Below are 12,736 nucleotides of genomic sequence, written 5' to 3' on the forward strand. Positions count from 1 at the left end.
CCGCCCCTCCCACATTTTCAGACCTTATTGCGTGTCAGTTCACCGCAAGAATCGGGCTGCCCAACTTCTCCAGCAACGTCGCCTGCGCGCTGCGCGGGTTCTGGTTGCCGGTTGGCGTGTTGCGCACGTAACGACCGTCCGACTGCAGGCTCCAGCTGTGGGTATTGTCGGTCAGGTAGCTTTCCAGCTCCTTCTTCACTCGCATGATCAGCTTCTTGCCTTCCACCGGGAAGCAGGTCTCAACACGCTTGTCGAGGTTGCGCTCCATCCAGTCGGCACTGGAGAGGAACATCTGCTCTTCGCCGCCGTTGAGGAAGTAGAAGACCCGCGTGTGCTCCAGGAAGCGGCCGATGATCGAGCGCACATGGATGTTGTGCGACACCCCGACAATGCCCGGACGCAGGCAGCACATGCCACGCACCACCAGGTCGATGCGCACGCCGGACTGGCTGGCCTTGTACAGCGCGCGGATGATCTTCGGATCGGTCAGCGAGTTGAACTTGGCAATGATGTGCGCCGGTTTGCCATCGAGGGCGAACTGGGTCTCGCGGGCAATCATGTCGAGCATGCCCTTCTTGAGGGTGAACGGCGCGTGCAGCAGCTTCTTCATGCGCAATGTCTTGCCCATGCCGATCAACTGGCTGAACAACTTGCCGACGTCTTCACACAAGGCGTCGTCGGAGGTCAGCAGGCTGTAATCGGTGTAGAGCTTGGCGTTGCCGGCGTGGTAGTTGCCGGTGCCCAAGTGGGCGTAACGCACAATTTCGCCGGCTTCGCGGCGCAGGATCAGCATCATCTTGGCGTGGGTCTTGAAGCCGACTACGCCGTAGATCACCACCGCGCCGGCCGCTTGCAGACGGCTGGCCAGTTGCAGGTTGGATTCTTCGTCAAACCGCGCACGCAATTCGATCACGGCCGTGACCTCCTTGCCGTTACGCGCGGCGTCCACCAGCGCATCGACGATTTCCGAGTTGGCACCCGAGCGATACAGGGTCTGGCGTACGGCCAGGACGTGTGGGTCCTTGGCGGCCTGGCGCAGCAGGTCGACCACCGGGGTGAAGGACTCGAACGGGTGCAGCAGCAGGATGTCCTGCTTGCTCACGACGCTGAAGATGTTCTCGCTGTTTTGCAGCAGTTTCGGAATCTGCGGAGTGAACGGCGTGTATTGCAGCTCCGGATGGCTGTCCAGGCCAGTGATGCTGAACAGGCGCGTCAGGTTCACCGGGCCGTTGACCTGGTACAACTCGGTCTCGCTGAGGTTGAACTGCTTGAGCAGGTAGTCCGACAGGTGTTTGGGGCAAGTGTCGGCCACTTCCAGGCGCACTGCATCGCCGTAGCGCCGCGAGAAAAGCTCACCGCGCAGGGCACGGGCCAAGTCTTCGACGTCTTCGGAGTCCAGCGCCAGGTCGGCGTTACGGGTCAGGCGGAACTGGTAGCAGCCCTTGACCTTCATGCCTTGGAACAGGTCATCGGCGTGGGCGTGGATCATCGACGAGAGGAATACATAGTTGTCGCCAGCGCCCCCCACCTCTTCCGGTACCTTGATGATCCGTGGCAACAGGCGCGGGGCCGGGATGATCGCCAGGCCGGAATCGCGACCGAAGGCGTCGATACCTTCCAGCTCGACGATAAAGTTGAGGCTTTTGTTCACCAGCAACGGGAACGGGTGCGTCGGGTCGAGGCCGATAGGAGTGATGATCGGCGCGATCTCGTCGCGGAAATAGCGGCGCACCCACGTCTTGATCTTGGTGGTCCAGTGACGGCGGCGGATGAAGCGGACCTGATGTTTTTCCAGCTCCGGCAGCAAAATATCGTTGAGGATCGCGTATTGACGGTCCACATGGCCGTGCACCAGCTCGCTGATGCGCGCCAGTGCCTGGTGCGGTTGCAGTCCGTCGGCACCGGCTTGTTCACGGGCGAAAGTGATCTGCTTTTTGAGGCCGGCGACGCGGATCTCGAAGAACTCGTCCAGGTTGCTGGAGAAAATCAGCAGGAATTTCAGGCGCTCCAGCAACGGGTAGGACTCATCCAGCGCCTGTTCCAGCACGCGGATGTTGAATTGCAGTTGCGACAACTCGCGGTGGATATACAGGCTGCTGTCATCCAGGTTGGTCACCAGGGGCGCCGGCGCCGGCGCTGGCACTTCGGCCACCACGGCAGGCGGGGCCGGCTCCAGCTCGGGAGGTGTCTCGGTGACTTGTTCAACCACCGGGTGAGCGTCTTTTACTGCAACTTCGGAGAGTCCTTCGGTATTCATCGAATGTTCCTGTGAGGGCTATTGTTGCTCTCTAAGCAATTGGGCGGCGCGGGCGGCAAAGTAGGTCAGAATGCCATCAGCCCCGGCGCGTTTAAAGGCCGTCAGGGATTCCAGAATCACCCCTTCACTCAACCATCCGTTCTGTATTGCAGCCATGTGCATCGCGTATTCGCCGCTGACCTGATAGACAAAGGTCGGCACCTTGAATTCATCTTTGACCCGCCAAAGGATGTCCAGGTACGGCATCCCCGGCTTGACCATCACCATGTCGGCGCCTTCGGCCAGATCGGCCGCCACTTCGTGCAAGGCTTCATGGCTGTTGGCCGGGTCCATCTGGTACGAGGCCTTATTGGCCTTGCCCAGATTCAGCGCCGAGCCCACCGCATCGCGGAACGGGCCGTAGTAGGCGCTTGCGTACTTGGCCGAATACGCCATGATCCGCACATTGACGTGGCCGGCCAGCTCCAGGGCTTCGCGAATCGCCTGGATACGTCCGTCCATCATGTCCGACGGTGCAACCACCTGGGCGCCTGCCGCAGCGTGGGACAAGGCCTGCTTGACCAACGCATCGACGGTGATGTCGTTCTGGACATAACCCTCTTCGTCCAGAATGCCATCCTGGCCGTGGGTGGTGAACGGGTCCAACGCCACGTCGGTGATCACGCCCAGCTCGGGGAAACGCTCGCGCAGGGCGCGGGTAGCGCGCTGGGCAATCCCGTCCGGGTTCCAGGCTTCGGCAGCGTCGAGGGACTTGAGTTCGGCCGGCGTGACCGGGAACAGCGCCAACGCCGGAATCCCCAATTCGACCCAACCCGCCGCCTCTTCAAGCAACAGGTCAATAGTCAGGCGCTCCACCCCCGGCATCGACGCCACCGCTTCCCGACGATTTTCGCCGTCGAGCACAAACACCGGCAGGATCAGATCATTCGTCGTCAGGACGTTTTCACGAACCAGACGGCGTGAAAAATCATCACGGCGATTGCGACGCAGACGAGTGGCGGGGAACAGGCGATTGGCAGGGGTAAAGCTCACGACAGACTCCTGAGCCCGGGTTTACGGGCTAGCGTTGCAGTTATAAGCGGCCATTATGACGAAGGTATGACAGTTGTGCTTATCGATGCGACCTGTAGTCGCATTCGTCGTTTATGTAGGAATTGTTCACTTCGTGACACATCTCGATACTTTCATGAATGTTCACGAAGGCGTAGGCTGCGCGTTCATTTCGCCAGCACCCAGACCATGCTTCAACAATTTCTGCATGACTTCGGCTACTTTGCCCTCTTCCTCGGGACCTTCTTTGAAGGCGAGACCATTCTGGTGCTCGCAGGCTTCCTGGCGTTCCGTGGCTACATGGATATCAACCTGGTGGTGGTCGTTGCCTTCTTTGGCAGCTACGCCGGCGACCAGCTCTGGTATTACATGGGGCGCAAGCACGGCCGCAAGCTGCTGGCACGCAAACCGCGCTGGCAATTGATGGGCGACAAGGCGCTGGAACATATCCGCAAACACCCGGATATCTGGGTGCTGAGCTTTCGCTTCGTCTATGGATTGCGCACAGTGATGCCGGTGGCGATTGGCCTGTCAGGCTACCCGCCACTGCGCTACCTGATCCTCAACGGGATTGGTGCTGCCATCTGGGCCGCGGCCTTGGGTGCGGCGGCTTACCACTTCGGCGCGGTGCTGGAAGGCATGCTCGGCAGCGTCAAAAAGTACGAATTGTGGGTCCTCGGCGCATTGTTGCTGCTGGGCTTTGCCCTGTGGCTGCGCCGCCGCTTCAAGAACGCCCGCATTGCCCGCCAGGCCTGTGCCGACGCCAAGGCCAGGCTCGCAGCCGAGCCGGCCTCGGTCGAAGCGCCTAAGACACCAGTCGAGTAAGCCGGCTTCTACAGCAGTAGAGGCCGATCACGCTGAGCAGGCTGTAACTCAGCAGCCCCAGCCAGCCAAGGTGGCTGGCCGGCCACAGCCCGACCTGCGGCGCCAGCCACACCAGCGGCACATTCAGCGCCAGGCGCGCCAGCTCGGCCTTCAAGGCCCACGGGCGATTCTCCAGGGCCACGCCCAAAGTAAACAACCCCAGCGCCATCCCACTCCAGCCCAAGACCAACGCTGCCGTGGGCAAACCCTCGCCGACATTCATCAAATAGCTGCCTAACCCCACATATGCCGCAAACTGCAGGGCGATGTACACCTGTTGGCGCACGTCCAGCGGCACTTCGAATTTTCGGAACTGGCTCAAGTCGGGCTTGGCCAGGGGGTATTTGGCCTGCACGTCCGCCGGGCGCCAGCCGGTGCGCATGAACCAGATGCGCAGCTTGTCCCACTTGCTCTCTGTACGCCGTGCATCGCTCCACAGCTGCGCATAAAACTGCAGGTTGGCCCACAGCGGGTTCCAACTGGCCAGGGGCGTGGTCACGCCGAAAACCACCGGTTCGTTGTCGTCTTCTTCCTGGAAGGTGCCGAACAGCCGGTCCCAAAAAATGAACACCCCGCCATAGTTGCGATCCATGTAGAGAGCGTTCTGTGCATGGTGGGCCCGATGATTGGACGGCGTGACGAAGCACCACTCGAACCAGCCGAGCTTGGGCACATGGCGGGTGTGCACCCAGAATTGATAGAGCAGGTTGAGGGACGCCACGCTGATGAACACCACCAGCGGCACGCCGAGCACGGCCAGAGGCAGGTAGAAGACCCAGCTCAACAGGAAACCCGTGCTGGTCTGGCGCAGGGCGGTGCTGAGGTTGTAGTCCTCGCTCTGGTGGTGCACCGAGTGCGCGGCCCACAGGATGTTGCGCTCGTGGCCCATGCGATGCAGCCAGTAGTAGCAGAAGTCGTAGAGCACAAAGGCGAAGACCCAGGACCAGACGCTCTGGGTCGGCAGCTCGATCACGGCCAGGTGCTTGAGGGCGAATGCGTAGGTCAACAGTCCTACGCCCTTGGTCAACAGCCCGGTAGTGGTGGACAGCACGCCGGTGCTGAGGCTGTTGATGGCGTCCGCCACCCGGTAGTTGCGCTGACCACGCCAACGGTCGGCGAGCAGCTCCACTACGATCAAGGCAATGAAAAACGGTACCGCGTAAGGCACGAAGTCCATGGGCTAGTCCGATCTATTTTTGTTACATCAAGATTAGGTGCAGAGGCGTGAGATCCCATTGGCAACAGGTTACAAATTAGTAGACATTTAACGCCAAGACTCCAGGAGAAATGCCCATGAGCAAAAAGATTGCAGTGATCCTTTCCGGCTGCGGCGTGTATGACGGCGCAGAGATCCACGAAAGCGTGATCACCTTGCTGCGCCTGGACCAGCGCGGCGCTCAGGTCCAATGCTTTGCCCCCGACATGCCACAGTTGCACGTAATCAACCACCTCACCGGAGAAGAAATGCCCGAGTCGCGCAATGTGCTGGTGGAATCGGCGCGCATTGCCCGAGGCGAGGTGAAAGACATCAAAGAGGCCAATGCCGAAGACTTCGATGCGCTGATCGTGCCCGGCGGGTTTGGCGCGGCCAAGAACCTGTCGGATTTTGCGGTGAAAGGCGCCGAGTGCAGCGTCAATCCGCAGGTGTTGGCACTGGCCGAAGCCTTTGCCGAGGCCGGCAAGCCAGTGGGGCTGATCTGTATTTCACCGGCCCTGGCTGCCAAGATCTACGGCCCCGGAGTGACCTGCACCATTGGCAACTGTGCCGACACTGCCGCCGCACTGGACAAGATGGGCGCCATCCACCAGGAGTGCGCGGTTGAAGACATCGTCGAAGACAAGGCGCGCAAGCTGGTGAGCACGCCAGCTTACATGCTCGGCAAGAGCATCAGTGAAGTGGCCTCGGGCATCAACAAACTGGTGGATCGGGTGCTGGAGCTGACCCACGAAAACGACTGACCCGCTCACACAGCACTCAATTGTGGTGAGCGGGCTTGCACCCGCGCGAGGCAAGCTCGCTCACCAGTAGGAGTCAGGCCGGGCGCATCAACTTAGTGAGGATGCGGTCCAGGGCATTGGCGAACGCCTGCTTATCCTTCTCACTATGGGGCGGTGGCCCGCCGCCCATCTGGCCTTGCTCACGCAGATCGGTGAACAGGTTACGCACCGCCAGGCGCTCACTCATATTCGCGGGGCTGAACTCCTTGCCCCGTGGGTCAAGCGCCGTGACGCCCTTCTTGACCAGGCGATCGGCCAACGGCACATCGCTGCAGATCACCAGTTCGCCGGGCACGGCGTGTTCCACCAGGTAATCATCCGCCGCGTCCGGGCCGCTGGGCACCACAATCAACTTCACACAGGCAAAGCTCGGCTTGATCTGACTCTGCCCGGCCACCAGCACCACCTCGAACTGGCGCTTGAGGGCAAACTTGACCACCTGGTCCTTGGCCGCCCGAGGGCAGGCGTCGGCGTCGATCCATACCCGCATGATCAAGCCGCCACGCGGCGTTTTTCGGCCAAACGGCTGCGGCCATACAGCACCACAATCGCCAGGATCGCCAACGCCTGCGCGCTCAACGAATAAGCGTCGGCGTGGATGCCCAGCCAGTCGAAGTCAAAGAACGCCACCGGCCGCGTGCCGAAGATGCCGGCTTCCTGCAACGCCTTGACGCCATGCCCGGCGAAGACCACCGAGAGTGCGCACAACAGCGCTGCGTTGATGCCGAAGAACAGCGCCAGCGGCAACCTTGCCGAACCGCGCAGGATCACCCAGGCCAGGCCCACCAGCAGCACCAGCGCCGTGGCACCGCCCGCCAGCACAGCGTTGTGCCCGGCCGGCCCGGCTTGCAGCCACAGGGTTTCGTAGAACAGGATCACTTCGAACAACTCGCGGTATACCGAGAAAAACGCCAGCACGGCGAAACCGAAACGCCCACCACCGCCCACCAGGCTGCTCTTGATGTAGTCCTGCCACGCCGCTGCATGGCGGCGGTCGTGCATCCACACGCCCAGCCACAGCACCATCACACTGGCGAACAGGGCCGTGCAGCCTTCAAGCAATTCGCGCTGGGCGCCGCTCACGTCAATCACGTACGCCGCCAAGGCCCAGGTGGCCAAGCCCGCCAGCAGCGCCAGGCCCCAGCCGACGTTAACGCTGCGCACCGCCGATTGCTGGCCGGTGTTACGCAGGAAGGCGAGGATCGCCGCCAGCACCAGAATCGCTTCCAGGCCTTCGCGCAGCAGAATCAGCAGACCCGAGATGTAGCTCAACGACCAACTCAAGCCGTCGCTGCCCAACAACCCGGCGGATTCGGTGAGTTTGCCTTTGGCGACGTCCAGGCGCTGCTGCACCTGCTCAAGCGGCAAGCCGTCCTGCAGCGACTGCCGATAGGCCATCAGGGCCTTCTCGGTGTCCTTGCGCACGTTGGCGTCGACGTTGTCCAGGGAGCTTTCCACCAGCTCGAAGCCTTCCAGATAAGCCGCTACGGACAGGTCGTAGGCTTGTTCGTGGTCGCCATTACGGAACGCGGCGAGGCTCTTGTCCAACGTCGTCGCGGTGTAGTCGAGCAACTGCGCCGGGCCACGCTTGACCTGCGGCGGCTGCGCCCGCTGGGCGCGGAAGGTGGCGGCAGCGGCCGGGCCGTTGGCGGCCAACACTTCGTTGGGGGTTTGGCGTGCCAGATCGGCGAGGTTGAAGGGCTGCTCACTTTTTGCCGCCGTGGGGTCAGCGGTGAAGCCGGCGATGTAAGTGGCCAGGTCCCAGCGCTGACGGTCGTCCAACTGGTCGGCGAAGGACGGCATATCGGTGCCTTCGACGCCCAGGCCCAGGGTGTTGTAGATCGCGTAGAGGCTCAGGCGATCCAGCCGCGTGGCATCCCGCAGGTTGGCAGGCGGCGGCGTCATGCCCACGCCCGCCGGGCCATCACCGGCGCCGGCCGTGCCGTGGCATACCGAGCAATGCTGGGCATAGAGCGGTGCGCCGCGTGTCGGGTCCGGCGTGATGACCGGGGCCTGGCTGACTTCATACGCCACAGCCAGCTTCGCGCCCAACTGACGGGTCTGACGAGCGACAATCGCGCCGTCCTCGTGCGCTTTGACGGCTGACAGTAACTCATCAACACCCTTGACCAACTCGGCGCGCTCAGGCTTTTGCGGCAAGTCCGCCACCAGCCCCTGCAACACCCCGAGAAACTCCACCTGCTCGCGGTATTCCGAATCATCCACCACCTTGCCCGCCTCCACCGTCGGCGGGTAGTCAGCGCCAATGTAGTCCAGTAAATGCAGGGCTTGTGGCGCGCCTTCGGCAGTCGCGGCCAACAGGTTGAAGCTGCACGACATCAACGCCGGCAACAACAGCCAGGCGAGAAAACGGAAGGGGGCAGTCATGAATGAATCTCAAAGGGAAATACGAAGTAACACATTGTTAGGGCTTCAGGGGTTTGACTCAAGCCGTAAGTGATCTGGCGTGGTTAAGCACGACGACTTTAACGCGAAATAGTGGCATTTTTGTGGGTGGCATCACGGCAAAAAGCCATTGTTTTGCCAGTAACGGCGCCTATAATGCCGCGCCCTGTTAGTGCGAAAGGGAATTTCATTCCTCGTTTTTATGAGGAATTACCACACAGGCTGACTACTTTCAGGGAAGAAGTTGCATGGCACTTCGCGCCTTACCTCCGCTCGCGCTCGTGGCGGTCACCTTGCTCTCCGGCTGTTCGATGTTCCGCAGCTACGACTCCGAGCTGCAAGCCACCAACCAGCAACTGGCCAGTGGCAATGTCGACAGCGCCTTGACCCTGCTGGAAAAGAACAACACTGGCGAAGACAAGGACCTTCTGTATTACTTCGAGAAAGGCGAGTTGCTGCGAGCCAAGGGCGACCTGACCGGTAGCCAGACCGCCTGGCGCAGGGCCGACCTGCAAGTCTACACGTGGGAAGAATCGGTCAAGTTCGACAGCGCACGGTACCTTTCCCAGTTCGGCAGCTTGCTGGCCAACGACAAAGTGCGTCGCTACGAAGGCTACGATTACGAAAAAGTCATGCTGACCACCCAGATGGCCCTGAACCTGCTGGCCCTGAATGACTTCGACGGTGCGCGCACCGAAATCAAGAAAACCCACGAACGCGAAGCCGTGATCGCCGACCTGCGCGACAAGCAATACCTCAAGCGCGAGGATGAAGCCGAGCGCCAAGGTGTGACCACCCAGATGAAAGACCTGAGCGGTTACCCGGTGGAAGCCCTCAACGCGCCGGAAGTGGTCGGCCTGAAAAACAGCTACCAGAGCGCCTTCAGCCATTACCTGGCCGGTTTCGTCTACGAAGCCCTGGGTGAAAAAGACCTGGCCGCGCCTGGTTATCGCAAGGCTGCGGAGCTGCGCCCTGACACCCCGCTGCTGGAAAAGGCCCTGCTGGATCTCGACAAGTCCAAGGTCGGCGCCGATGAAACCGACGTGCTGATCGTGGTCCAGAGCGGCCTGGCGCCGGCCCGCGATTCGATCCGCCTGCCGCTGCCAATCCCGATCAACGGCAACCTGGTGATCACCCCGCTGTCTTTCCCGGTGATCAAGGCCGACCGCTCCACCGCGACCTTCACCCAGATTGGCGTCGACGGCCAGCAACAGAACCTCACGGCCCTCAATAGCACCACAGCCATGTCGCGCCGAGCCCTGCGCGATGACATGCCCGGCATCATCCTGCGCACCACCGTGCGTGCGGTCACCCGTGGCGTGGCACAAAACAACCTGAACAGGACCAACCCCATGGCGGGCCTGGTGCTGGGCATCGCCTCGGCCGTGACCGAAGGCGCCGACACCCGCACCTGGCGCACCCTGCCGGACATGACCCAAGTCACCCGCCTACGCCTCAAGCACGGCGAGCATCAGGTCAGCCTGCCCAACGCCCTGGGCGGCACGCGAGTGATGGTCAAGGCCGACCAGCGCTACCAGGTCATCACCCTGCGCGTGGTCGGTAACCAGGTGTTTGCCGGCGGTCTTGCGGCGCATGTGGTGCCGAGCACGCCGCCCCAGGCCATCGCCACCCTCAAACAACCTTAAGGAGCACGCTATGCGTCGTTTCATCCTCGGCGCCCTGGCGCTGATCCTGCTCGCCGGCTGCGCCACCCCGCCGCCGCCGGAACCCGGCAGTGCCGCGAGCAAAATCGTGGTGATGGGCAAGTTCAAGGGCGTCGCCGTCGGCGCCATTCGCGTCGCCCGCGAGAACGGCTTTCTCACCGCCAAGGTGCAGTTGAGCAATATCACCAGCAGTAACCAGACCCTGTATTACCGCTTCGCCTGGCTGGGTGCCGACGGTTTCCCAGTGGGCGATGAAGACACTTGGAAGGTGCTGAACCTGTACGCCAATCAGGCCACCTTCCTGCCGGCCATCGCCAATCTGCCCCAGGCAGCGGACTTTCGCCTCGAAGTCAAAACCCCTTGAGCCGTCCACCCTTCTTGAGAGATTTCTCCATGTTTGCACGCGTTTCGATGCTCGCCGTGGTGGCCGTCCTGGCCAGCGGTTGCTCCAATACTTCGCCCGTGTTGGGTAGCAAGAACATCAACTACGGCGATACCAAGGCCGTGGAAACGGTCACCAACGAGTTCGGTTCCACCGACCTGCAGATGATCGCCGAAAGCATGACCCGCTCCCTGGCCCAGTCCGGCATCCTGCAAGGCCGCCCGGTGGTGCAGGTGTATGACGTGAAGAACAAGACCAGCGAGTACATCGACACCCGCGAGATCACCACGTCGATCAAGACCCAACTGATGAAGACCGGTACCGCACGCTTTGCCAGCGACAACACCGACATGCAAAGCCAGGTCGACCAGCTGAAACTGCAGAACCAGAGCGGCCTGTACAAGAAGTCCACCGTGAGCAAGACCGGCAACATGATCGCGGCCAAGTACCGGCTGGAAGGCTCCATCAGTTCCATCGTCAAGCGCAGCGCGGACTACAAAGACGTGTTCTACAAGTTCAGCCTGCAACTGATCGACGTCGAGAGTGGCCTGGCCGAATGGATGGACGAAAAAGAAATTCGCAAGACCACGGAGCGCTAAGCAATGCGTGCATGGATCGGTTTGATCGGCCTGCTGTGCGCCTTTGGCGCGTCGGCCGCGCCGAAGATCGCGGTGACCGACCTGGCCTACGAGGCGCGGGTTGAGGAATACATCCACCAGGTCTCGGCCAATAACAATTTCCAAGCCAGCAGCTACCAGGCCAGCGGCGCGGCGAGCTACAGCGAGTACGAAAGCCGCAACAGCTACATCGAGCAGACCGAGCTGCGCAAATTCAGTGGCGACATCAAAGGCGAGATCCTCAAGTCCCGCCAGTTTCAACTGGTGCAGGGCACGCCTTACACCGCCGATGCCAAGGGCGACGTCTACGACGTGATCAAGCGCATCAAGGCCGGCCACTTCAAGGGCGCGGACTACGTGCTGTTCGGCACGCTGTCAGACATCGACTTCACCCAGGACATCAACGCGCTGGACCACACCAACAGCTACTCGGCGGTGCTGGGCCTGACGCTGGTGGCGGATTTCAGCCTGATCAACACCCGCACCTTTGAAATCACCTCGGCGTTTACCGCCATGGGCGAAGGCCAGGACACCAAACTGGTGAGCAGCCGTGACCAACGCATAAGCCTGAACCGGCCACGGGTGGTGAAGGAAGTGTCGAAGACGTTGGGTGAGGATGTGGCGCGGCAGTTGGCGGAGCAGTTGGGTGGCGGCTATCAAGCGCCTGGCCAGCCGGTGTTGCGTAATAACCTGCCAAGGGATGAAGCGCCGAAAATCCTGCGCTGAGCCCAAGCTTTACAACCAACCACAAAATCAATGTGGGCGGGGGCTTGCCTCCTCCCACACTTTGATTGAGTTTCGTCAGCTCAAGCCGTTGCGCGATGCAGGCTGGCGAGGAAGCCCGCTGCCCCCACAAACAACCCCGCAAACGTGCGGTTCACACGCTTCTGCTGCTTCGGCGTGCGCAACAGGCGCAGCACCTTGGACGCCAGCCCCGTGTACCCCGCCATCACAATCATATCGACGCTGATCATCGTCGCACCCAGGATCAGGTACTGGATCAGCAACGGTGCCTGCGGGTTCACGAACTGCGGCAGTACCGCCAGCATGAACACCAGGGCTTTCGGGTTGCTGGCGTTGACCAGAAAACCGCGGAACATCATCGCCATCGGTTTGCCGATCGCGCGTGGCGCGGCGTCATCGCTCATGTCCATGGGCAAGGCGCGCCATTGCTTGACGGCCAAGTACACCAGGTAGGCCACGCCGAACCATTTGATCGCATAAAACGCGGTGGACGACGCCGCCAGAATCGCACCCAGACCACCCGCCACCACGGCAATCTGCATCGCCAGGCCCAGTTGCAGGCCAATGGCGTTCCAGTAACCGCGCACAAAACCATATTGCAGGCCGCTGGACATCGAGGCGATGGCACCGGCGCCAGGGGAAAGAGAGATGATCCAACTGGCCAGGAAAAAGGCCAGCCACGTATCGAGTGCCATTGCACACCTCGGGAAGGAATTAGCGATTGTGTCTTAAGCTAACTCCGCAGGCCGAAGGC

At 61.4% G+C, this 12,736-nt stretch carries 12 protein-coding genes; 6 read left to right on the top strand and 6 right to left on the bottom strand.

Features of this window, described 5'->3' with window-relative positions; genetic code table 11:
• Positions 1–34: 34 nt before the first annotated feature.
• The gene (gene ppk1, locus EJD88_RS24410; RefSeq protein WP_112192727.1) at positions 35–2,257 is read right to left on the bottom strand and encodes a polyphosphate kinase 1; all 2,223 of its coding nucleotides are present in this window, start codon (positions 2,255–2,257) and stop codon (positions 35–37) included.
• 18 nt (positions 2,258–2,275) lie between these two features.
• The gene (gene hemB / locus EJD88_RS24415; RefSeq protein ID WP_099585955.1) at positions 2,276–3,289 is read right to left on the bottom strand and encodes a porphobilinogen synthase; all 1,014 of its coding nucleotides are present in this window, start codon (positions 3,287–3,289) and stop codon (positions 2,276–2,278) included.
• Between the two features lie 207 nt (positions 3,290–3,496).
• On the opposite strand from hemB, the gene EJD88_RS24420 reads away from it, so the two are divergent.
• Entirely contained in the window at positions 3,497–4,132 is a 636-nt protein-coding gene (locus EJD88_RS24420; protein WP_099585956.1) for a DedA family protein, read from the top strand.
• On the opposite strand, the gene EJD88_RS24425 is transcribed toward EJD88_RS24420, so the two are convergent.
• Positions 4,113–5,348, bottom strand: a complete 1,236-nt coding sequence (locus EJD88_RS24425) for a sterol desaturase family protein (protein WP_158879209.1) — start codon at positions 5,346–5,348, stop codon at positions 4,113–4,115. The two genes, EJD88_RS24420 and EJD88_RS24425, sit on opposite strands and share 20 nt — an antisense overlap.
• A 116-nt stretch (positions 5,349–5,464) precedes the next feature.
• On the opposite strand from EJD88_RS24425, the gene elbB reads away from it, so the two are divergent.
• Positions 5,465–6,130 carry an isoprenoid biosynthesis glyoxalase ElbB gene (elbB, locus tag EJD88_RS24430; RefSeq protein WP_158879210.1) on the top strand — a complete coding sequence of 222 codons (666 nt, stop codon included), beginning with the start codon at positions 5,465–5,467 and terminating at the stop codon, positions 6,128–6,130.
• A 73-nt stretch (positions 6,131–6,203) separates the two neighbouring features.
• Here elbB and EJD88_RS24435 read toward each other — a convergent pair whose 3' ends face one another.
• A complete protein-coding gene (locus EJD88_RS24435) occupies positions 6,204–6,659 on the bottom strand; it encodes a YaiI/YqxD family protein (RefSeq protein WP_112192730.1) in 456 nt (151 codons plus the stop codon).
• Positions 6,660–6,661: 2 nt separating this feature from the next.
• Complete coding sequence (locus EJD88_RS24440; RefSeq protein ID WP_158879211.1) at positions 6,662–8,557, bottom strand: FTR1 family protein; 1,896 nt, start codon at positions 8,555–8,557, stop codon at positions 6,662–6,664.
• 266 nt (positions 8,558–8,823) lie between these two features.
• Between EJD88_RS24440 and EJD88_RS24445 the strand changes: the two genes are divergently transcribed.
• The 4 genes from EJD88_RS24445 to EJD88_RS24460 are packed head-to-tail and all read left to right on the top strand — an operon-like array spanning position 8,824 to position 11,964.
• On the top strand, positions 8,824–10,221 hold the full coding sequence (locus tag EJD88_RS24445; RefSeq protein ID WP_158879212.1) for a COG3014 family protein: 1,398 nt from the start codon (positions 8,824–8,826) through the stop codon (positions 10,219–10,221).
• A gap of 10 nt (positions 10,222–10,231) precedes the next feature.
• Positions 10,232–10,603, top strand: a complete 372-nt coding sequence (locus EJD88_RS24450) for a YcfL family protein (RefSeq protein ID WP_099585962.1) — start codon at positions 10,232–10,234, stop codon at positions 10,601–10,603.
• A gap of 29 nt (positions 10,604–10,632) precedes the next feature.
• The gene (gene lpoB / locus EJD88_RS24455; protein WP_099585963.1) at positions 10,633–11,220 is read left to right on the top strand and encodes a penicillin-binding protein activator LpoB; all 588 of its coding nucleotides are present in this window, start codon (positions 10,633–10,635) and stop codon (positions 11,218–11,220) included.
• A gap of 3 nt (positions 11,221–11,223) precedes the next feature.
• The gene (locus tag EJD88_RS24460; RefSeq protein WP_158879213.1) at positions 11,224–11,964 is read left to right on the top strand and encodes a penicillin-binding protein activator LpoB; all 741 of its coding nucleotides are present in this window, start codon (positions 11,224–11,226) and stop codon (positions 11,962–11,964) included.
• Positions 11,965–12,044: 80 nt separating this feature from the next.
• Here the strand turns inward: EJD88_RS24460 and EJD88_RS24465 are convergent, their stop codons facing one another.
• Positions 12,045–12,677, bottom strand: coding sequence for a LysE family transporter (locus EJD88_RS24465; RefSeq protein ID WP_099585965.1), 633 nt, complete (start codon positions 12,675–12,677; stop codon positions 12,045–12,047).
• Positions 12,678–12,736: the final 59 nt, after the last annotated feature.

Source organism: Pseudomonas sp. PB105 (assembly GCF_009764655.1).
GTDB classification, from domain to species: domain Bacteria; phylum Pseudomonadota; class Gammaproteobacteria; order Pseudomonadales; family Pseudomonadaceae; genus Aquipseudomonas; species Aquipseudomonas cyclaminis.